This window comes from Cryobacterium ruanii, from assembly GCF_004404055.1.
In the GTDB taxonomy this organism is placed as follows: domain Bacteria; phylum Actinomycetota; class Actinomycetes; order Actinomycetales; family Microbacteriaceae; genus Cryobacterium; species Cryobacterium ruanii.
This window is the reverse complement of record NZ_SOHK01000005.1, coordinates 100,079-119,513: the sequence shown is the minus strand read 5'-3', so window position 1 is coordinate 119,513 and position 19,435 is coordinate 100,079. Positions and strand designations below refer to the sequence as shown.

Genomic DNA, 19,435 nt, shown 5'->3' with positions numbered 1-19,435 from the left:
AGCTCCCAACGCTGCCCGAACGGGGAACGATGAGCGGAACAGGTTAACGTCGCCTTGACGGGTCACAGGGTGGCTCGCCAACCGCGTCTCAGGGGAACAGCGAAGAACCTGAGCTGCCAGCATGACGGATAGCGATGAGCGGGGTCGATACGTACCGATGCAACGAGGATCGGTCGGTATTGAGCGCGCTCAGCGCCTGCCGTTCGACATTTCCCGGCTGTCGGTGACCGGTCTGGTCATCATTTGCGAACTCGGTGATCCGGTTCCAGAAAACGTCAGGCCAACTATGACCATGACGATGACCCAGTATTTGCGCCTATCTGACGAATCGATGATTCGTCTCGACATGGATCGTGGAGTGGCCTCGTCCAAGTATGGGCACGTCGGGGCTGTCTCTTGGAAACGCTCCGCAGCCGACGTGATCGCAGAAGTTCTTAACCTGATGCGGGGGATGACGCTGCGAAACCCGATTCCTTTCCGTGGGAAGCATATGCGGAGGCCGCACAGCTGAGGGGAATCTCGGTTGACGCCGAGGCACTGCGGGATCTTCCGCACACAGTGCTGCTGTCGGATGAGCTCGCCACGAACTACGAATTCTGAGCAACGACTGGCCTGCACCTCAAGAGTGCTCTCGGTCCTGAACTTTGGCGTCCCACAAGCCGAACCTCCAGCTGAACAGGGCCGAGGCTGGTTCGCTCCGTACTGCGTAGTCAGGACTTAACGAACGGCCAATTATCAATGAGCATGAGAACAGTCTGGCCACTTCGTTATGCAGACGCCAGCACGGCTCGATAGGCGGATCGCCGGTGCCACAAGGGGAACGCCCCACGTACCCACCTGCACTTGAAGCGCGTTCAACTGGCTCAGGCCATCGCGGTTTCAGGCAACGACGAGGCCGTGTCCTCCGAACAGCCGACTCGCGCTGCTCGGCGTCCTTAGGCAAGCTGAGAGTACGTGGTCGCGAAGCGGTCACGGCTCATTCTGATGACTACTCAAGACACGAAAGTGCTATGCCTCGCCTCTCATCCTGCACGATGTCGCTCCGTCAGCTGAGCGTCGCGGGGGTCGCACTGATTGGCGCCCTTCTCTTGGCAGGCTGCACCTTCCCCACCACTGCTCCGCCGGCCATGCCGCCAGCGAGCCCAACGACAGTCCCGATCCCCACGCCAACGCCCGACCCGATCATCGACACCGGGCCGGCAAAGGGAGCGATGGGGGAAACCGAGACGGATGCCGAGGGCACTATCCGCTATACGACGGTCGCAGGCGACGTGGGCGGCCTCATTTGCGACCGGTTCGGCCGAGCCTACTGGCAGCTCGACCGGGAAGAGAACAACGCCGGATTCGACTGCCACACGATCCTAGGCGTTGGCGTAGTCGTCATTCCCACTACCGACGAAAAGCCACGCTGACCGGCGCGCGTAAGCGCACGCCTCCGTAGCGAAGCTGTTGCCGTTCGATCCCTTCGGCAGCGAATCCGAACCTTGAGGCCACTGTGCGCGGTGACAGGCTGTTGACCGATGTCCAAGCCCTAACCGAGACCGCCCGAGATCGAGCGAAATGTCCTCCTCGCATTTCTCCACCGTGGATAAATCAGCGTTACCAGCCTGCAACCCAAGATCAGCACTTTCAGCGAACGTGCGCCGAGGCTCCTCAGCATCCGATTTACCCCACAAACGTGGAAAATTATGCGTCAGCCTCGGTCTGGGACCTTCGCCCGAAATGAATGAGCGTTTGACGACACAGATGCCTAGGCGTGGTGCTGTCAGGTGATCCGTTTTGGGCGTCCCGCAAGCCGGACGGCGACTGGGACACGCAAACGGCCGATCGGCGACTTTCATCCGTTCCCGTTTGGGGAACCCGCCACGGGACGCTTTTGGATCGTGGCCGCCGAATCGATACGGCCCCGGATTTACGAGCCAGGAATGCTGTCAAGCACCCTCTGGTCCCACGAGCTAGATCTGGTCGAACCGTCCGATTTCGGCGGGCACGCCGACATTCGGGTTACTTCCAAGCAAGCGGATGAGCCCGGTTGTTCGCGGCGATTCGAAGGAAGTTATCGGTTCGTCGTCCGTCTCAGCAAACAGTTCGAAACGACGCCCACGCGATTGCTCCTCGACCCATCGGAGCACCTCCTCGACGTCTTCGACGTCAGTGAGGACATAGGCGTCCAGGTTCCACCCCATCCTCGGTGACTGCCGCTGCCAGAAGTTCACGCGATAAGTAGGAAACTCGACTGAAATCCGTGGTTCCGCATGAACTGTTTCCATTGGGCGCATGCCCATCACCGTAGTGGTGTGAGTCGGAGATCCGTTGGATTGTGTGGCCCCGTATGGGGAATCTCGAACGGACAGTGTGGACGGACATGCCGGACGAGCTGACACGTGTTGTGATGATCGAATTGCTTAGTGCCCGGCGGTATGCCTTGGGGATGTGAGAGCCTCGACGATTCCCAACAGGATGCTGGCACTGTGAGCACTCGAGCAGACTGGCTACCTCGTCTTACTCATTGTCCGCGTTTATATTGGCGCCGCAGCGAATGGGTCTCGTCCAGCCAAGGTGAATGCTTCGCCAAAAAGGGAAGAATTCGCGTCGGGCGATCCTGAATCGCGGGGCACAATTCCTGTCGCGGCCCAGAGGCTCTCTCGCAACCACTGCGCAGCACCGTAGACCCGAAAATTGCCGACACGGGCAGGGTCTGCCGGGGCAGCTTCAAGAATAATGACGGCTCTTTGGAGGGCTTCCATCTGATGCGAGTAGGTCGTCCAGTCGGCCTGATCCGCACCGTACTCGTTCGGGTCAAAGGGTTCGTCAGGATCTGCACTGAAGATGTGCCGTTCTTCGGCAGTTGCACGGGCTTTGAGCAGTGGTGCATCCAGGATGGTGAACATGGAGATAGCCAGCGACGCGTCAACGAACTCGTCGAAAAGATTCGCCGCAAAGCGTTCGAAAGGCAGCTCGATACCGCCCCATGTGTCTAATAACGCCGCCACCTCCGTCAGAGTCGTGGCCGCAGGCACCGCGTAATGTGCTCTGGCCGCGGTGAGCAGGGAAACGACACGTTCCTCGGTCATGCCTTCTCTTCCGGTTCATGTGGTCTCTGAATTGAAGCATCGCGCAAATTCCAGTGGTCAGCGAGAGCTCGACCAGACACTTTGCGTTCAACTCGCCGACAGGCTTCGTCGGCTACCGATATCACGACTTGTTCCCGGTTTTGCGGGTTGATCGTGAGTCGAAGCGTAACAGGGTGCGATCTCGGGCCGAGCCGGCCTCTTCACTGCGTGAGATGAGTATTCGTCTCGCGTTCAGGATCCAACCACGTCGCTAGAACGCCGCTCGTGGTAACGAGAACTCCCGCGAGGATCAGGACGACAACGCCGGCAATGAGAATGCGCAGCGCCGTGCGCTGCTTTGTGCTTTCTCGCATTCCCACAGCTTATGGCGGAATGCGAGGGCCCCGCCGACGGGAACGCTTAGCGGTCCGGAAAGGCTAAGAGCGCCTTGTCCCACTCGGCCGCCGACAAGTCAAGATCTGCAGCCGTCGCTGCGACCTCGACCCAAAACTGATCACGGCCATCGCAGCTCTGGCCGACGGGCCTGCTTTCAAGCGCAAAGTGCACCCTGACCGATATCGACCCGTCCTGATAGCTGCCAACGCTGAACGCAAGATTTGGTTCGGTAAATTCGAGCGACGCCACAACCCCGGCGTCTCCAATGACGCTTACGGGGATGCCACCATCGGCCACGCTGCGCAGCCAGGTCGAAATTTGTTTCGCTTCGAACGTCATCAGGCACGGGACGGCAAAATGCCACTTCGTGTCAGCCGCCGATACGTCCCCACTGATGACCAGCCAGTTGTCATCCCACTCATCGCGCGCAGGGTTCGCGAACTCATAGCGAACAGGCTTTAACGTCACAGACGCTCTCGTACCCACACCCAGCTGCATGGATAAATCCTACTGACCGCAGTCTTGCTGAAGGGTTCGCCCACCCTCACAAACGTCCAGCCCCGTGGTCCCTTAAGCCGGACCCTGAATGGGACACGGCTGGCCCAAACACCATCTAGTACGTTCGCGGTGAGCGGGCGACTCAGACAGAGGCGTGGGCTGTCATACGTTCCACGCAGTTTGTTGCTGTGACCTTGGTCGTCGAAGCAGGATTCTTAATGAGAGCTTGTGGCGGACGCACGGGTCGACGTTCAAGGTTTCCACCACAATTAGGGCAAGCCCGGTCAGGAAACGTATTCACGCAATCGGCACACCAGGTGCATTCAAAGGTGCAGATCCATACGTCTTCCGCGTCGACGGCGAGTTCTCGATCACAACATTCGCAGTTAGGGCGTATTTGAAGCATGACAGATTATGACAGGTCGCAATGGCCCGGCTGCGACGGTTTGTTGCGGCGTCCGCTTCGACCCCCACGATTCCCAAAAGATCTGCGATGGTCGCACTGTGGACGCGGATCAAATGGGAAGGTAGCGTCCTTGTCCTGTTCGCAGAACCCCATACGGGACGCTTGATTGCGTGTCAGAGCGCCTGCCCGCACCGCCTCGACGACGAAGCTCGGGTCGATCGAGTAGGGGCTGGTCCCCGTGGACGGCCGAACCTTGATCCGGAATCTGGATGCGTTCTGAGCCTTGGTTGTGTCTAAAACAGCGACAGAACGACGGGTAGAACTAAGGCAACGCCTACAAATGCGAATGCAGTAAGCGGGATGATGCTGAGTAGGGGCAGCGGTTGGTGTCGCGTACGAGGAAGGGTAGCGAGTAGAAACCCAACGCCGAGGATTGCGAAAACGTACCAACCGTCCGAGAATCCTGACGTCACTACGTCAGTCTTGCTGAGCCGGTAGAGCGCTTCCGAGAAGAAGAGCGAAGCCATGAGAGCGACGCCGTACGTCGCCCAACGAGACCGTGTTTTGAAAAGGTACCCAGCCAGCCCGAGGAGGGGGCCGAACATGAGAGCGCCAATCATGTAGTACGTGTCACCGGTCCAGCTTCCGATGATCCCGAATTGCACCCACATTCCTGTGTAGAAGCCGACATCAGCGGCGAGAACCGAGAGAAGCCCAGTGACTGCCGCTAAGCCGCCCGTGACCGACAGGTAGCCGACGAAATAGGCGATGATAAGCCAGCCCGAGTAGCAGTTTGTCAACTGAACGAGGGGCTCTGGAAGGTAGGTCTGCCCGAGGGACGTGAGAAGACCCCAGACCACACTTGCACTGATTAGTCCCGGCAGGCGCCCGAGACCAACAGCTGACAGTGCGCGCGGACGTTCTCGATTCCCAGGGACTGCCACCGCACTTTCCATACGGCGAGGCTAGCAGCGCCAGAAGTCGACGAGTTTCTGTGACCCCATTCGACGGTTGTGGTGCGCCGCTCGATGGAAACAGTCACTCCACTCAAATATGCCTTCACCGCGTTTCCGTATGAGGAACCCCCTACGGGCAGTGTTGACGGACATGACAGACATGACGGACAAGTTGACACGTGCCGTGATGATCGAATTGCTCAGACCCCGGCGGTATGTCTCGGGGATGTGACAGCGCCGATGATACCTAACACGATGCCCGCACTTAAAGTGATCCCACTCAAAGTCAGTAGCGCCTTCTCGGCAGCGAACATCTGACTCAGTCTGAGGTACAGGTCGCTTTCAATGCTGCCGATGAGCGAATCGACTTGTGAGTAGCGAATGAAATAAGAAAAAAGAGCGGTGAAAGCGAACACCACGCCGAGTACGACAAGTGCACCCGCGACCGCGTGGACCCGCCGCGTTATGGAGCTTTTCATTCCTTGTCTCCTGTTCCCGTCTAATTGTCAGATCCCGGCGAGTGTCCTTGAGTAGGTCCCTAAAAAATATTGCAGAGAACCACCGGTCCCGAGACGATTATGACGGTCCGTTGGACTCCATCGCAGCCCTATTTGCGGACCCCACCTCGGTCTTGAACCCCGCGGCTAGCAAAGTCTCACCCTCCCCGCACGATCGAATCGGATCCTGACCGCAAACGAGAATCTGGGTACGAATCCCTGGCTCCGATGTGTATCACCCGGGTGTGTCTCGGTAACGGTGTTTCCGGCGTTTTTCATTAGTATGATTTTGCGTTCGGCCAGCGGTCGTGGAAGGTGATGGCGAAGGCGTTGAGAGCTGGTTTCCAGCGCATCGTCCAACGAGCTCGGCCCTCACCGGTGGGGTCGAGACTTCGAGTGACCAGATACAAGCATTTTAGAGCGGCTTGCTCGGTGGGGAAATGTCCTCGAGCACGCACCGCCCGCCGGTACCGGACATTGAGTGACTCGATGGCATTTGTGGAGCAGATCACTTGGCGGATCTCGGGATCGTAGGACAGGAACGGGGTGAACTCTTCCCACGCCGACTCCCATAACCGGATGATCGCACCGTGTTTCTTGCCCCAGATCTCGGTCAGATCATCCAACGCCGCCCGGGCCGCGTCGACGGTCGGAGCGGGTCGTGGGCCCGCACCTGGACCACCCAGCGATGCTAGATCTGCTCCAGCATTACCCGTCACCCGCGGCGATGAAAACAGCCGGCACCACGCGGATGGCCACCCGGCTGCTAAAGCTGGCCCCACGGATGGGCCGCCGCCTGGCAGAAGAAATCACCCAGGCACTAGGCGAACAAACTGTCGTGGTCGTCGGCACCCATGCCGCAGCGACGGTCCTCCCGCGCTTGGCTGAACAACTCGCCGCCCTACGCCAACAGCGGTCCGACATCGCCGTCGAGGTCGAGAAGCTGGTGAACGACCACCCTCTTTCGCCCGTCCTGACGAGCATGCCCGGAGTCGGCGTCAGGACCGCAGCCCGGCTCCTCACCGAGGTCACCGGCAAGCACTTCGAAACCGCCGGCCACCTCGCCTCCTACGCCGGCCTCGCACCCGTGACCCGACGCTCCGGCAGCTCAATCCGCCGCGAACATCCCTCCCGCCGAGGAAACAAGATCCTCAAACGCGCCCTGTTCTTGCCCGCCTTCGCAGCACTCCGAGACCCCGTCCCCCGCACCTACTACGACCGAAAAATCGCCCAAGGCAAACGCCACAACCAAGCCCTCATCGCACTCGCCCGACGCCGCCGTGATGTTCTCTTCGCCATGCTCCGAGACGACACCCTCTACGAAACTAAACACCAACTCGCCGCTTGACAAAAACATAGGGGCACCCCCCTGCGACCACGCAGCCACTCGACTTAACCACAGATCAACGGCCGTCCCCCTCGCGACATTTCCGCCATCCAGCGTTCGGCACGCTGGTCAACCCTGACTATCGGCGGCAGGGTGCAGGGTGATGTCAGTCAGCAGCAATCCCGACTCGTCGACACCGATCACGGCGAACTCCACGAGGTGAGGTCATGGGAACGATGTCACAACTCCGTGCCGGCACAGCAATAACCCTGCATCCCACGCTCGGTGTTCGTAACGCCACGCATGGAACGGTGGTGCTGACCCTCGCTTACACCGGCCTGCGCTGGGGTGAGGTGGCCGGATTGCGGGTGCGAGACGTCAACTTCGTTCGGAGGCGTCTGGCAGTTCGCAAAAACGCCATGCGGGTTGGCGGCAAGATTCTCATCGGCACACCCAAGTCGCACGAGGCACGCACGGTTCCGTTCCCACCGTTCCTGTCGGAACGATGGGCAGCGCTCTGCGCCGATAAGACACCCGACCTGATCCTGTTCGGCAACGGGCTGTCCCACCAACGCACGCCGTCGACTCGAGACGGCTGGCTGGTCGCCCTCAAGTGTGTCCGGGAAGTCGATCCGACTTTCCCGCGAGTCACGCCTCGGCCGCGATGACCCTCGACGTGTATGCAGACCTCTGCTAGGACGACCTGGACAGCGTTGCAGTGGCCCTCGATCATGCCCGAATGATTTCAAATGTGGGCAAAATGTAGATATGGAGGGTACCTGAGGCACCCGTTGCCGAGTTAAAACCCAGATCAGCGTGAAAATATTCGTCGTGCCCCCACTGGGACTTGAACCCAGACTGTGACGATTTTAAGTCGTCTGCCTCTGCCAATTGGGCTATGGGGGCGTGCCCGAAGACGGGCAGCTACAGCGTACGCGCTGCCGGGCGACACGGTCGCCCGGCAGCGCCTACCAAGAACTCACTTCGAAGCGGATGCCTCAGCGGCCGCCTTTTCGGCGACCGAGGCCTTGGCCGTGGGGGCCTTAGTGACGGAAGCGGCGGCATTCGCGGCGGCCTTGACCGCGGGCTTTCGCGGCGCACGGGGCGCGCGCGGAGCAGACGGTGCCTTGGTTGCGGGAGCCGCGGGGACTGCGGCCGGTGCCGGCGGCTTCGGACGCGACGCGAACTCTTCGAACACGGCACGCGGGCTCTCGGTGGCGCTCAGCGAGACGATATCGCGGCCGAGGAACACGTTGTTGACCCAGCCCCAGACGACGCGCAGCTTGCGCTCCCAGCTCGGCATGGCAAGGCCGTGGTAACCGCGGTGGGCGAACCAGGCCGGCAGACCGGTGATGGCGAGGTTGCCGCTCTGGAACACGCCGACTCCGATACCGAGTCCAGCGACAGCGCCCAGATTCTTGTGCAGGTACTGCACGGGTTCTTCGCCGCGCAGCACCGCGACCAGGTTCTTGGCGAGCAGCTTGCCCTGGCGCACAGCGTGCTGGGCGTTGGGTACGCAGTTGCCGCCGACGCCGCCGCCGCTGAGGTCGGGGACGCAGCTCACGTCACCGGCGCTCCAGGCGTCAGTGATGATGTCGTCTTCGGTTCCGACGCGCAGGTCGGCGCGAACCTGCAGGCGACCACGCTCTTCGATGGGAAGGTCGGTGTGGCGCACGATCGTCGGGTTCGCCATGACACCGGCGGTCCAGACGATGAGGTCGGTCTCGAAGGTCTCGCCGGTGGAGAGTTCGATCTTGCCGTCGACGGCGCTGGTCAGCTGGGTGTCGAGGTGAATCTGGGCACCGCGACCGGCCAGGTTGTCGATGACCCACAGGCTCGTCTTGAGCGATACCTCGGGCATAATGCGACCCATGGCTTCGATCAGGTGAAAGCTGGTCTCTTCGAAGCTGATCTCTGGGTACAGGGTGAGCAGCGAGGTCGCGAAGGAGCGCAGCTCGGCGAACACCTCGATGCCGGCGAAGCCGCCGCCGACCACGACGAAGGTGAGCAGGCGCTCGCGCTCAGGGCCGGCGGGCAGGGCCGCAGCCTTGTCGAAGTTGGTGAGCACGCGGTCGCGAATGGCGACGGCCTCTTCGATGGTCTTGAGGCCGATGGCCTGGTCGGCGACGCCCGGAATCGGGAAGGTGCGCGACACTGCGCCGGCGGTGACCACGACGATGTCGTACTTGAACTCGTACGGCTCACCGGTCGGCGGGGTGATGGTTGCGGTCTTCTCGGCGTGGTTTACGTACGAGACCTTGGCCGAGACGACGTTGGTCTTCTTGAGGTGGCGACGGTGCGACACGACCGCGTGACGCGGTTCGATTGACCCGGCAGCTACCTCCGGCAGAAAGGGCTGGTACGTCATGTACGGCAGCGGGTCAACAATGGTGACCTCGGCTTCGCCGGATCGCAGCCATTTCTCGAGCTTCCACGCCGTGTAAAAACCGGCGTAGCCGCCACCAACAATGAGAATTTTGGGCACGATGAGAAAGCCTCCTACAGGATTATGATTGTGCGAAATCTTTGGGGTTGCGCCGAATTCGCTTGATGTGCCGAGTGGCCCCAATGCCGAACAGCGTTACTAGGATACCAAACCCCACGAGAACGGCGAGCGGAAGGCTGATATAAGTCAAGGTCAGCTGGTTGGGAAGCCACGCGGTGAGCGCGTTCTGCGCTGGCAGCGCCGGATCTTCGTGGGCGGCAGCCGGGGCTTCGGCGACGGGCACCTCGGTGGGTACGACCTCGATCTCGGCGCGACGATGCAGCGTGATCCACTCCGTCAGCAGTTCGGTGGGGGTGGCATCCGTCGCCGGAGCAACATAGCGCGTCACTGCGGCGGCGGCATCGATCAAGCCATTGCCGTAGATCGGGCTCGGCACCGCCTGACCGTTCGCGTTCGCGGTGGCGATGACCCGGTTCATGACGCCCGCCGCGTCCAGATCGGGGTACGCGGCCCGCACCAGGGCTACGAGCCCGGACACGATCGGCGCGGCAGCACTGGTGCCGTCCCACTGCACATAGGTCGAATCGGGCATGACGCCGACCAGTTTCTCGCTCGGCGCCGACACGGCAATCGTGATGCCCTGTGACGAGGCGTCGAAACTCGCCGTCTTATTGCGATCCACCCCACCGACCGCCAGCACGCCGGGGATCGTCGCTGGCGCGCCGACCTCGGTGGTGCCGCTCCCCCGGTTGCCGGCCGCGGCCACGACGACGACATCGTTCTCGAAGGCGTAGAGAAAGGCGTCGTCCCAGCTCTCCGGCCAGTACAGCGTGTTGCGAGTCAGCGACATGTTGATGACGTCGGCGCCGTTGTCGACAGCCCAGCGGATGCCCTGCGCGATCTGGTCATCGTTGCTCACTGTGGATCGGGTACTGCCGAACCCAACCGAGACGGCCAGTATGGACGCCTCAGGGGCCACGCCGATGAGGCCCGTGCCGTCGCCGGTGCCCCGACCCGCCAACAGTGACGCCACGAGAGTGCCATGTTCGCCATCATCGTCGTCGCCGGCGACCGGAGTCTGGCCATCGGCGGAACCGAGGCCGGAAACATCCGTTCCGCCGATCACCGCACCGTTCAGCTCGGCAACGGTGCCGTCGACGCCCGAGTCGATGACGGCGACGGTGACGCCGGCACCCTTGGTCGTATTCCAAGCCTCGAGGAACCCGTAGTCGGTGAGCCAGTATTGCAGGTCCCGAATCTGGTCAGCGTGGGCGGCGGGTGCGTCGAGAACGACGGAGCCGGCGACGGTACCGCCGAACAGCACGGTGGCGAGCACGAGCCCAACGCTCGTGCGGAGCCGACGGGTGGTCAGAGTCACGCCGGAGCCGACCCGGGTTCGTCCGTGGACGCCTCACCGGAATAATCCAGGCAGACGCAGACCGTGGGCGACCAGGTCGCGCGCTCGAGCGCCAAGTCGCCGATCGGGTTCACGCCGGAACCTGCGGCCAGGGAGTGGGCTGCAAGTGCGTGCAGGCATTTCACGCGGCCGGGCATACCGCCGGAGGAGATGCCGGCGATCTCCGGCACGCTGCCGAACTGGGCGCGATCGAGCAGAAAACTCTTGTGCGCGCGCTCATAGGCAGCGCGAACGTCGTCATCGGCGGCGAGCAGATCGTTGTACTCGTTCATGACCTGCGTGGCCTCGAGCGAGGAGATGGCTGCGGTCGCCGCCGGGTGGCAGAGGTAGTACAGCGTGGGAAACGGGGTGCCGTCGGCAAGGCGAGGCGCGGTGGCGACCACGGTCGGCGCGCCGCAGACGCAGCGGGCGGCGATGCCGACGACGTTGCGGGCCGGGCGCCCGAGCTGAGCCGAGACAAGTTCGATGTCGGCCGGTGTGAACGGGTCGAACGGCGGCCGGGTCACGGGGCCACGGTTTTCGGGTTCGCGGGTGCTGCGGCTTGCGGAGCCAGGCCGGCGGTCATGGTGGAGGCGAACAAGGAACCCAGCCAATCAATTGTGGTGCTTTGAATATTGGTGCTGACCGGGCTCGCGTCCGCTTCGAGCGGTGCGACGACGGGCAGGTCGTTGATGACGAGAAAACTGATATCGCCCGGCAGCACGTACGAGAGTCGTTCGCGTGCCTGCGTCGTGACGTAGGTGCGGTCATTCCAGCGTTCGCGCTGGCTCGTGAGCTGGTCGACCTCCGCCTTCTGGTCGGCGACGGTGGTGCTGAGCTGGCTGATCTGCTGCCGCTGCTCGGCGTACGTGCGCAGGCTGGGCGCGAGTACCACGACGGCAAGTACGAGAACGACCATCATCACGAGGGAAAATCCTGAGAAGCGGATGCTGCGCAGCCACCCGCCGGTGGGCGTCTCGGCTTGTGAGACGGCCGGCTGCCGCTGGGCCGACGATGGCGGGGGGGATTTCCGTGGGGCGGAACCGGGTCGTTTGTGGTCCATGGCAACTCCTTTCACCATTCAAAAATGGTACGCAGTGTAGCTGTGGGCCCCCGAAAACCGAAAGATCGCTGGTCGGGAGCCCGTTCGTGCTGGTGGTGCGAGGGTTACGCGCTGAAGCGGGGGAACGCGGTACGGCCGGCGTAGACCGCGGCCTCGCCGAGTTCTTCTTCGATGCGCAGCAGCTGGTTGTATTTGGCGACGCGCTCACTGCGTGCCGGGGCGCCGGTCTTGATCTGGCCGGCATCCGTCGCGACGGCGAGGTCGGCGATGAAGGTGTCTTCGGTTTCGCCTGATCGGTGCGAGATAATAGCGGTATAGCCGGCGCGCTGGGCGAGGGAGACGGCATCCATTGTCTCGGTCAGGGTGCCGATTTGGTTGACCTTGACCAGGATGGAATTCGCGGCCTTGAGCTCGAGGCCCTTGGCCAGTCGAACGGGGTTGGTGACGAACAGGTCGTCTCCGACGATCTGTACTTTATCGCCGAGCTCGGCGGTGAGGTGCACGTAACCGTCCCAGTCGTCTTCCTCGAGCGGGTCTTCAAGCGAGACGAGCGGGTAGTCGGTCACGAGTTCGGCGTAGTAGGCGCTCATCTCGGCGGCCGAGAGCTTCTTGCCCTCGAAGTTGTAGCTGCCGTCCTTGAAGAATTCGCTCGCGGCGACGTCGAGGGCGAGAGCGATGTCCTTGCCGGGAACGTAGCCGGCGTTTTTGATGGCTTCGACGATGAGGTCGAGCGCGGCCCGGTTGCTGGGCAGGTTGGGGGCGAAGCCGCCCTCGTCACCGAGGCCGGTGGACAGTCCCTTGGACTGCAGCAGGGCCTTGAGGGAGTGGTAGGTCTCAACGCCCCAGCGCAGGGCCTCGCTGAACGATTCGGCACCGAGCGGAACGATCATGAATTCCTGGATGTCGACATCGTTGTCAGCGTGCGAGCCGCCGTTGATGATGTTCATCAGGGGCACCGGCAGGGTGTGCGCATTCGGGCCGCCGAGGTAGCGGAACAGCGGCAGGCCGGCCGAGCTCGCGGCGGCCTTGGCCACGGCCAGGCTCACGCCGAGGATGGCGTTGGCGCCGAGGCGCTCCTTGTTGTCTGTGCCGTCGGCTTCGATGAGCACGAGGTCGACGATGCGCTGATCGGTCGCGTCGATGTCCTCGACCGCCGGGCCGAGGTCGTCGATGACGGCTTCGACAGCCTTCAGAACACCCTTGCCCTGGTAGCGCGCCTTGTCGCCGTCGCGCAGCTCGTAGGCCTCGAACACACCGGTAGACGCGCCGGACGGCACAGCGGCACGGCTGACGGTTCCGTCGCCGAGTAGAACTTCGACCTCAATGGTCGGGTTGCCTCGGGAGTCGAGAATTTCGCGTGCGTCTACTGCCTCAATTAGGGCCACAAGTGTCTCCTGTTTTGTCGGGGTGAACGTCTCTGCAGACGTCGGGGTAAGAGTAGGGGTGTACCCGGTAATCAGGGCGAATTCAGTCTAACCAAAGCCGTCGGCCGTTCGTTGAATCGGCCGGGCCGCCTCACGCTCCGAGCGGTTTGAAGTCGAGATCGGCGGCCGCCTGCGTGTCGGCCGTCACGAACGCGAAGCGGCCGTAGCCGGCTTCGCCGGCCCGATCGAGCAGGGCCTTCAGGTTCTTGGTGCGGCGTTCCAGGCGCACGCGCAGGCCTCCCGCGACGAGATCGCGCTTGAGGGCGACCAGGCCGGCCAGATCGGCGTCCTTCTCGTGCACCAGCACGACCGCGTTTAGAGCGGATGCGGCATCCGCTTCGAGCAAGTCGACGATGCGTTCAAACCCGATCGAGAATCCGCAAGCAGGTACGTCGGTGCCAAGGAACCGGCCGATCATTCCGTCGTAACGCCCGCCGCCGCCGAGGGAATAAGCCAGATCGGGGTGCGAGATCTCGAAGATGGTGCCGGTGTAGTAGCCCATGCCGCGCACCAGGGTGGGGTCGAAGACCAGGTCGACGCCGGGCAGGGCGGCGCGCAATGCGGTCAGGTCGGCGAAGGCCGCCGGGTCGAGCCAGGCCGGCGCGCTGTCGCCGAGGGCCCAGCCGCCGGTCCCGAGCTCGGTGAGCAGGGCGGCCAGGTCGGGGGCATCGATGCCGAGAGTGCCGAGTTCGGTGGCGACGCCGTCAACACCGATCTTGTCGAGCTTGTCGATCACGATCAGCGCCCGCTCGGTCAGTTCTGACGTGACGCCCCAGTGGGCGAGCAAAGCGGAGAGGATACGGCGGTCGTTGATGCGGATGGAGCAGCCCGTGAGGCCGAGCTGATCGAGGGTCGCGGCCGTTGCGGTGATCAGTTCGATCTCGGCGAGCGCGCCGGCCTCGCCGATGATGTCGATGTCGCACTGCATGAACTGGCGGTACCGCCCCTTCTGCGGGCGTTCGGCTCGCCAGACCGGCGCAATTTGAATGGATCGGAACACGGTCGGCAGCGCGGCGCGGTGCGTGGCGTAGAACCGGGCGAGCGGAACTGTCAGGTCGAACCGCAGGCCGAGGTCGGCCAGGGACAGCAGGTCGTCGTGCGCGGCCGCCACCGCGATATCCGCTGCACTGAGTCCTCGCTTGAGTACCGCGAAGGCAAGTTTCTCGTTGTCGCCGCCGAGTCCGGAGTGCAGGCGGGCCGAATCTTCCATGACCGGGGTTTCGATCTCGTCGAAGCCGTGCGCCCGAAAACTCTCGCGAATGATACCGAGGGAACGTTCGCGTATGGCCTTGTCGGCGGGGAGGAAATCGCGCATGCCGCGCGGCGGGGTCACTGCAATAGCCATGGGGCCAGTCTCGCAGGTGCGGTGGTCTCTCAGGTGCCGTGGTCTCTCAGGTGCGGTGGGGGCGGCGCACCGACAGCTCCCCGAGGAGGGTGCGCCCTAGACTCGGGGAAACACGTTGGGGGTATGAGTATGTCGGTGACGACAGAATTCGACGCGGCCGTGGGGCCGGGAATCGGGCCGAGCGGCATCGCGGTGACCGGGGTCAGCCGATCGTTCGGCAGTGTCGTCGCGCTGATCGACGCGACACTGACCGTTCCGGCCGGGTCGGTCACGGCCCTGATCGGGCCGAACGGCTCGGGTAAGACGACGCTGCTGCTCATGCTCGCGACGCTGCTCACCCCCGTCACGGGTACCATCCGCATCAATGGTCATGACCCGGTCACCGAGCCGGAACGGGTGCGCGCCGTCATGGGCTGGATGCCCGACACCCTCGGCTCCTGGCCGAGCCTGAGCGCCCGCGCGGCCCTGCAGACCACCGGACGCATGTACCGCATGACCCGCGAGCAGGCCGCCGTGCGCGCCGACGAACTCATCGCGCTGACCGACCTCGGAGACTTCGCCGACCGGCCGTCGAGAGTGTTGTCGCGCGGTCAGAAACAACGTTTGAGCCTCGCCCGCGCGCTCGTGCACTCCCCCGGGGTGCTGTTGCTCGACGAACCGGCTTCCGGCCTCGACCCCGCAGCTCGCGCCTCGCTTCGTCACTTGCTGCGCCGCCTGGCCGGCGACGGCGCCGCCATCCTGGTATCCAGTCACGTGCTGGCCGAGCTTGACGAAATGGCAGATGCCGCGGTGTACCTCGCAGCCGGCCGCACGGCCAGCCCGGAGCAGGTGGCCGCGGCGGGCGCGAGTGCCCGGGCGTGGCGCATCCGCTCTCTTGATACGGCAGCACTGCAGCGTGCGCTGGCGGCGCCCGGTGTCGTCGGCGCGCTCGTGCAGGTTCTCGGAGTCGACCAGCTCGGAACCCTCGTGCAGGTCGAGAACGAAGCCTCCGCCGCTGCCCTGCTGCACAATCTCGTGCTGAGCGGGGTTCCGGTGTGCGACTTCGGCCCGGCCGTCGGCAAGCTCGAACACACTTTTCTCGACCTCACCCGGTCGACCGGCCCCGATGCGGAGGCAACGAAATGACCGACTCACGCGTGTTCCTCAGCGGACTCTGGTTGATCGTCACCCTCGAACTGCGCCAGCGGGTACGCGGCGTGTCCTGGTACGTGCTGCTCGGCGTATTCATGCTGCTCGTGGGTATCGTCACGTTCCTCCTGTGGCTGGCCACCGCGGCCTGGCTGTCGGGCGGCGGCGGCGTGTTCTCGACGATCATTTTTTTCGTACTGTTGCTCGGCACCCTGGTGTCGCCGGCCCTGTCGGGGAACGCCATCAACGGCGACCGCGATGCCGGTACCCTCGCCACCACGCAGGTCACGCTCATCAGCACCGGGCAGCTCGTACTCGGAAAGTTTCTGGCAGCCTGGATCACGGCGCTCGCCTTTCTCGCGGCGGCGTTGCCGTTCCTCATTTTCGCGGTCGTGCTCGGCCAGGTCTCGCTCGGCACCATCGCGGTGTCGGTGCTCGTACTCGCGGCCGAACTCGGTGTCATCGCGGCGGTCGGGGTCGGGCTGTCGGGCATCCTGACCCGGCCACTGTTCTCGATCGTGCTGACCTACCTCGTGGTCGCGGCCCTCAGCCTCGGCACGCTCATCGCGTTCGCGCTGCTCGGCACGGCGACCCAGCAGGAGGCGACGAGCGTGAACTACCAGGTCGTGTCATCGGCCTACGATGAGCAGACCGGTAAACAGTCGGACATCGTCTGCTCCACGGCACAGACCTCGACCCACGACGTGCCGCGATTCGACTATTTCTGGTGGGTCCTCGCCGCGAATCCCTACGTGGTCGTAGCGGATGCCGCACCCGGCAGCTTCGACGACGGCGGCTACCCGACCGACCTGTTCGGGCAAATCGCCGTCGGCGTGCGCAGCGCCCAGGCAGCCCCGGAGTTGTACACCGAATACAACGAATGCGATGAGGCCGCGAAGGGGTACCGCGACCAGGAATTCGCGGACGGCCCGACACCCCAGGAAACCTACGACGGCGCGGTACCGAGCTGGTTCATCGGCCTGGTCATTCACTTGCTGCTCGGCACTGGAGCCCTGACTTGGGCCTGGCGCCGCACCCGAACCCCCGCCCGACACCTCGCCGCCGGAAGTCGAATAGCCTAAAGCGCCACCAGTTGGCGGTGGTTCAAAGAGGTCAGGCGGGGAGGGCGATCACTCCGGCGTCGAAGGCATCGTCATCGGGGGCCTCACGGGACTCGGCTCCGCGAATCTCCCCCTGCAGGTCGCGCACGGCGCCGCGCAGGGCACGCTCGGCATCGAGGCCCTGCGCTCGGGCCGATGCCACGATGGCCAGCAGCAACGGTCCGAGGTCGGCTTCGGATTCGATCGGAAGAGGGAAGCCGGCATCCGTTTCGATCAAGCCGATCTTCTCGGCCCGACCCAACACCTTATCGGCGAGGGCGAGGGCCGGCATACCAGCTGGAATGCCGTCGAGAACACTCGTGCGCCCCGGCTTCTCCTCGGCCTTGAAACCATCCCAGGCGGCCGAGACCTCCTCCGCCGTGTCGAGGGTGACGTCGCCGAACACGTGCGGGTGTCGACCGACCATTTTCTCGGTGAGGCGAGCGGCGACATCCTGGATGTCGAAGTTCTCCTCGGGCGTGTGCGCGGCCAGATCCGCGTGGAACAGCACCTGGTAGAGCACATCGCCGAGTTCCTCGAGCAGGTCATCGCGGCTGCCCTCTTCGATCGCCTCGATCAGTTCGTGGGTTTCCTCGACCAGGTGGCGCACAAGTGAGGCGTGGTTCTGGTCGGCGTCCCACGGGCATCCGCCGGGCGCGCGCAGCCGCGCAACCGTTGCGATGAGGGTGTCGAGGGAGCTTGCCGACCGCCCCGCTGCCGGGGCGCGATCGGATGGCCGCTCCGTGGCGACCGCCGGGACTTCCGCTGCCGGGGCGCGATCGGATGCCCGCTCCGTGGCGACCGCCGGGGCCTCCGAAGCCGCGAGGGAACGGTCGGGCTCCGGCGCGGGGGCAGAGGAAAACAGTGGATTCGTCATGGTCGGCACTCCTCGATCGGTTCCGTGGTCGTTTCCATCGTAGGGTGGCGCACCGTCCACGGGTCGCTCACGTGCGTCGTGTATTGTGGCCGGGGGTGAGCCGGGAAGTCTGGTCGGCAACGACTTATGCGCGCCCGAAAGACCAGAGGAACTCTATGACCGAACCATCCCGCCTGCCCAACCCCCCGACCGCCACCATTCTGCGTCGTGGCAGCCACAACGAATTTGTGCGCATATCTGCCATTCTCCGCAAGGAGACCGTCGGCGGCGCGATTTTGCTCGCTGCGACCGTGGCCGCACTGATCATGGCCAACTCGGGATTTTCGGAGGCATATTATGCACTGCGTGACTTCACGATCGGCTACGAGCCGTGGCACCTCGAACTGAGCCTCGGCGCGTGGGCGGCTGACGGCCTCCTGGCGATTTTCTTCTTTCTGGCTGGTCTCGAGCTAAAACGCGAGTTCGTTGCTGGCGACCTTCGCAGCCTGAACCGTGCCATCGTGCCCGTCGCCGCCGCGATCGGGGGCGTGATCGTCCCCGCCCTCATCTACGTACTGATCAACTTCGACTCCGGCGCCGACACTCTGCGCGGCTGGGCAATTCCCACAGCGACCGACATCGCGTTCGCCGTCGCCGTTCTCGCCGTCATCGGGTCAAAACTTCCGTCGGCGCTGCGCATTTTTCTGCTCACCCTCGCGGTAGTCGATGATTTGCTCGCCATCACGATCATCGCCTTCTTCTATACGACCAATATCGCCGTGCTGCCGCTTTTGTTGGCCCTCGTCCTGCTCGCGATGTTCTGGCTGTTGACCCACAAATTCTCCTACTTCTTCGGTACGCGGGCTTGGGCAGCGTGGACGGTGCTGCTGCCTCTCGGCTTCGTTGTCTGGGCGCTCGTGCACGGTTCCGGAGTTCATGCGACCGTAGCCGGCGTGCTCCTCGGCTTTGCCGTGCCGGTGCTCCGCAGCAAGCGCGGCGGCGGGCCCGACGCCGGGCCCGGCCTGGCCGAAACCCTGGAACATCGCATTCGCCCACTCTCCAGCGGATTCGCGATTCCGGTGTTCGCCTTCTTCTCGGCCGGCGTCACCCTCGGCGGCGCAGAGGGACTGCATCGGGCACTTACCGACCCGGTCGCGATCGGCATTGTCGTCGCCCTCGTCATCGGCAAGCCGATCGGAGTATTGCTCGCAACCTTCGTCGTGACCAAAACCACCAAGGCAGCGCTCGACCCCGACCTGGCCTGGATCGACGTGTTTGGTGTCGCGCTGCTGGCTGGCGTCGGTTTCACCGTGTCACTGCTGATCAGCGAACTTGCCTTCGGCCAGGGCAGCGCGCACGACGACCATGCCAAGGTAGCCATCCTGGTCGGTTCGCTCCTCGCCGCCCTTTTGGCCACGGTGATCCTGCGGGCCCGCAATCGCCACTACGGTCGCATTGCCGAGGCGGAAGCCATCGACAGCGACAACGACGGCATCCCGGATGTCTACCGGCCGGAAGCATCGAAAGGCTAAGCATCCGCTAGA

Annotated in this window: 20 protein-coding genes, 1 tRNA gene and 2 pseudogenes; 7 read left to right on the top strand and 16 right to left on the bottom strand. The window is 63.6% G+C overall.

Features of this window, described 5'->3' with window-relative positions; all coding sequences use genetic code 11:
- The first annotated feature begins 121 nt into the window (after positions 1–121).
- Both E3T47_RS02050 and E3T47_RS02045 read left to right on the top strand, forming a co-directional pair.
- Complete coding sequence (locus E3T47_RS02050; protein ID WP_134553984.1) at positions 122–511, top strand: hypothetical protein; 390 nt, start codon at positions 122–124, stop codon at positions 509–511.
- A 499-nt stretch (positions 512–1,010) separates the two neighbouring features.
- Positions 1,011–1,412 carry a hypothetical protein gene (locus E3T47_RS02045; RefSeq protein WP_134553983.1) on the top strand — a complete coding sequence of 134 codons (402 nt, stop codon included), beginning with the start codon at positions 1,011–1,013 and terminating at the stop codon, positions 1,410–1,412.
- A 543-nt stretch (positions 1,413–1,955) separates the two neighbouring features.
- Here the strand turns inward: E3T47_RS02045 and E3T47_RS02040 are convergent.
- The 8 genes and pseudogenes from E3T47_RS02040 to E3T47_RS02010 form a co-directional block, all read right to left on the bottom strand.
- Positions 1,956–2,186 carry a hypothetical protein gene (locus E3T47_RS02040; protein WP_241981857.1) on the bottom strand — a complete coding sequence of 77 codons (231 nt, stop codon included), beginning with the start codon at positions 2,184–2,186 and terminating at the stop codon, positions 1,956–1,958.
- Positions 2,187–2,519: 333 nt separating this feature from the next.
- Positions 2,520–3,074 carry a hypothetical protein gene (locus tag E3T47_RS02035; protein WP_134553981.1) on the bottom strand — a complete coding sequence of 185 codons (555 nt, stop codon included), beginning with the start codon at positions 3,072–3,074 and terminating at the stop codon, positions 2,520–2,522.
- A gap of 200 nt (positions 3,075–3,274) precedes the next feature.
- The gene (locus E3T47_RS15745; RefSeq protein WP_166805580.1) at positions 3,275–3,427 is read right to left on the bottom strand and encodes a hypothetical protein; all 153 of its coding nucleotides are present in this window, start codon (positions 3,425–3,427) and stop codon (positions 3,275–3,277) included.
- 46 nt (positions 3,428–3,473) lie between these two features.
- The gene (locus E3T47_RS02030; RefSeq protein WP_134553980.1) at positions 3,474–3,947 is read right to left on the bottom strand and encodes a WapI family immunity protein; all 474 of its coding nucleotides are present in this window, start codon (positions 3,945–3,947) and stop codon (positions 3,474–3,476) included.
- A gap of 142 nt (positions 3,948–4,089) precedes the next feature.
- Entirely contained in the window at positions 4,090–4,353 is a 264-nt protein-coding gene (locus E3T47_RS02025) for a DUF1272 domain-containing protein (RefSeq protein WP_134553979.1), read from the bottom strand.
- A 293-nt stretch (positions 4,354–4,646) separates the two neighbouring features.
- The gene (locus E3T47_RS02020; protein ID WP_338419365.1) at positions 4,647–5,309 is read right to left on the bottom strand and encodes a DUF6518 family protein; all 663 of its coding nucleotides are present in this window, start codon (positions 5,307–5,309) and stop codon (positions 4,647–4,649) included.
- Between the two features lie 200 nt (positions 5,310–5,509).
- The gene (locus E3T47_RS02015) at positions 5,510–5,788 is read right to left on the bottom strand and encodes a hypothetical protein (RefSeq protein ID WP_134553977.1); all 279 of its coding nucleotides are present in this window, start codon (positions 5,786–5,788) and stop codon (positions 5,510–5,512) included.
- A 296-nt stretch (positions 5,789–6,084) separates the two neighbouring features.
- Positions 6,085–6,462 (bottom strand): annotated as a pseudogene (locus E3T47_RS02010) (transposase); the annotation flags it as partial.
- Between E3T47_RS02010 and E3T47_RS02005 the strand changes: the two are divergent.
- A pseudogene (locus E3T47_RS02005) lies at positions 6,459–7,154 on the top strand (transposase); the annotation flags it as partial. The pseudogenes E3T47_RS02010 and E3T47_RS02005 overlap by 4 nt on opposite strands.
- 206 nt (positions 7,155–7,360) lie before the next feature.
- Positions 7,361–7,801 (top strand): site-specific integrase, encoded by a 441-nt coding sequence (locus E3T47_RS02000; protein ID WP_134553976.1) that lies wholly within the window; start codon positions 7,361–7,363, stop codon positions 7,799–7,801.
- A gap of 164 nt (positions 7,802–7,965) precedes the next feature.
- On the opposite strand, the gene E3T47_RS01995 is transcribed toward E3T47_RS02000, so the two are convergent.
- The 7 genes from E3T47_RS01995 to hisS form a co-directional block, all read right to left on the bottom strand.
- A tRNA-Leu gene (locus tag E3T47_RS01995) sits at positions 7,966–8,039 on the bottom strand.
- A gap of 73 nt (positions 8,040–8,112) precedes the next feature.
- Entirely contained in the window at positions 8,113–9,618 is a 1,506-nt protein-coding gene (locus tag E3T47_RS01990) for an NAD(P)/FAD-dependent oxidoreductase (protein WP_134553975.1), read from the bottom strand.
- Positions 9,619–9,640: 22 nt separating this feature from the next.
- Complete coding sequence (locus E3T47_RS01985; RefSeq protein ID WP_338419364.1) at positions 9,641–10,957, bottom strand: S8 family serine peptidase; 1,317 nt, start codon at positions 10,955–10,957, stop codon at positions 9,641–9,643.
- Positions 10,954–11,502, bottom strand: coding sequence for a DUF501 domain-containing protein (locus E3T47_RS01980; protein ID WP_134553974.1), 549 nt, complete (start codon positions 11,500–11,502; stop codon positions 10,954–10,956). The genes E3T47_RS01985 and E3T47_RS01980 overlap by 4 nt, the downstream gene beginning before the upstream one ends.
- Entirely contained in the window at positions 11,499–12,038 is a 540-nt protein-coding gene (locus E3T47_RS01975) for an FtsB family cell division protein (protein WP_134553973.1), read from the bottom strand. Before E3T47_RS01975 ends, E3T47_RS01980 begins: the two co-directional genes overlap by 4 nt.
- A gap of 104 nt (positions 12,039–12,142) precedes the next feature.
- Complete coding sequence (gene eno, locus E3T47_RS01970) at positions 12,143–13,423, bottom strand: phosphopyruvate hydratase (RefSeq protein ID WP_134553972.1); 1,281 nt, start codon at positions 13,421–13,423, stop codon at positions 12,143–12,145.
- 130 nt (positions 13,424–13,553) lie between these two features.
- On the bottom strand, positions 13,554–14,807 hold the full coding sequence (hisS, locus tag E3T47_RS01965; RefSeq protein ID WP_134553971.1) for a histidine--tRNA ligase: 1,254 nt from the start codon (positions 14,805–14,807) through the stop codon (positions 13,554–13,556).
- Positions 14,808–14,936: 129 nt separating this feature from the next.
- On the opposite strand from hisS, the gene E3T47_RS01960 reads away from it, so the two are divergent.
- The gene (locus tag E3T47_RS01960; RefSeq protein ID WP_174844626.1) at positions 14,937–15,932 is read left to right on the top strand and encodes an ABC transporter ATP-binding protein; all 996 of its coding nucleotides are present in this window, start codon (positions 14,937–14,939) and stop codon (positions 15,930–15,932) included.
- Positions 15,929–17,017, top strand: a complete 1,089-nt coding sequence (locus E3T47_RS01955) for an ABC transporter permease (protein ID WP_241981855.1) — start codon at positions 15,929–15,931, stop codon at positions 17,015–17,017. The genes E3T47_RS01960 and E3T47_RS01955 overlap by 4 nt, the downstream gene beginning before the upstream one ends.
- Positions 17,018–17,048: 31 nt before the next feature.
- On the opposite strand, the gene E3T47_RS01950 is transcribed toward E3T47_RS01955, so the two are convergent.
- Positions 17,049–17,912, bottom strand: a complete 864-nt coding sequence (locus E3T47_RS01950) for a nucleoside triphosphate pyrophosphohydrolase (protein WP_134553970.1) — start codon at positions 17,910–17,912, stop codon at positions 17,049–17,051.
- 155 nt (positions 17,913–18,067) lie between these two features.
- Here E3T47_RS01950 and nhaA point away from each other — a divergent pair, with 155 nt between their 5' ends.
- On the top strand, positions 18,068–19,423 hold the full coding sequence (gene nhaA, locus E3T47_RS01945) for a Na+/H+ antiporter NhaA (protein ID WP_134553969.1): 1,356 nt from the start codon (positions 18,068–18,070) through the stop codon (positions 19,421–19,423).
- The last annotated feature ends 12 nt before the right edge of the window (positions 19,424–19,435 follow it).

Coding starts and splice junctions, on each gene's coding strand:
- E3T47_RS02050 (WP_134553984.1), top strand. CDS start 122: ATGACGGATAGCGATGAGCGGGGTCGATACGTACCGATGCAACGAGGA.
- E3T47_RS02045 (WP_134553983.1), top strand. CDS start 1,011: ATGCCTCGCCTCTCATCCTGCACGATGTCGCTCCGTCAGCTGAGCGTC.
- E3T47_RS02040 (WP_241981857.1), bottom strand. CDS start 2,186: ATGGGGTGGAACCTGGACGCCTATGTCCTCACTGACGTCGAAGACGTC.
- E3T47_RS02035 (WP_134553981.1), bottom strand. CDS start 3,074: ATGACCGAGGAACGTGTCGTTTCCCTGCTCACCGCGGCCAGAGCACAT.
- E3T47_RS15745 (WP_166805580.1), bottom strand. CDS start 3,427: ATGCGAGAAAGCACAAAGCAGCGCACGGCGCTGCGCATTCTCATTGCC.
- E3T47_RS02030 (WP_134553980.1), bottom strand. CDS start 3,947: ATGCAGCTGGGTGTGGGTACGAGAGCGTCTGTGACGTTAAAGCCTGTT.
- E3T47_RS02025 (WP_134553979.1), bottom strand. CDS start 4,353: ATGCTTCAAATACGCCCTAACTGCGAATGTTGTGATCGAGAACTCGCC.
- E3T47_RS02020 (WP_338419365.1), bottom strand. CDS start 5,309: ATGGAAAGTGCGGTGGCAGTCCCTGGGAATCGAGAACGTCCGCGCGCA.
- E3T47_RS02015 (WP_134553977.1), bottom strand. CDS start 5,788: ATGAAAAGCTCCATAACGCGGCGGGTCCACGCGGTCGCGGGTGCACTT.
- E3T47_RS02000 (WP_134553976.1), top strand. CDS start 7,361: ATGGGAACGATGTCACAACTCCGTGCCGGCACAGCAATAACCCTGCAT.
- E3T47_RS01975 (WP_134553973.1), bottom strand. CDS start 12,038: ATGGACCACAAACGACCCGGTTCCGCCCCACGGAAATCCCCCCCGCCA.
- hisS (WP_134553971.1), bottom strand. CDS start 14,807: ATGGCTATTGCAGTGACCCCGCCGCGCGGCATGCGCGATTTCCTCCCC.
- E3T47_RS01960 (WP_174844626.1), top strand. CDS start 14,937: ATGTCGGTGACGACAGAATTCGACGCGGCCGTGGGGCCGGGAATCGGG.
- E3T47_RS01955 (WP_241981855.1), top strand. CDS start 15,929: ATGACCGACTCACGCGTGTTCCTCAGCGGACTCTGGTTGATCGTCACC.
- E3T47_RS01950 (WP_134553970.1), bottom strand. CDS start 17,912: ATGACGAATCCACTGTTTTCCTCTGCCCCCGCGCCGGAGCCCGACCGT.
- nhaA (WP_134553969.1), top strand. CDS start 18,068: ATGACCGAACCATCCCGCCTGCCCAACCCCCCGACCGCCACCATTCTG.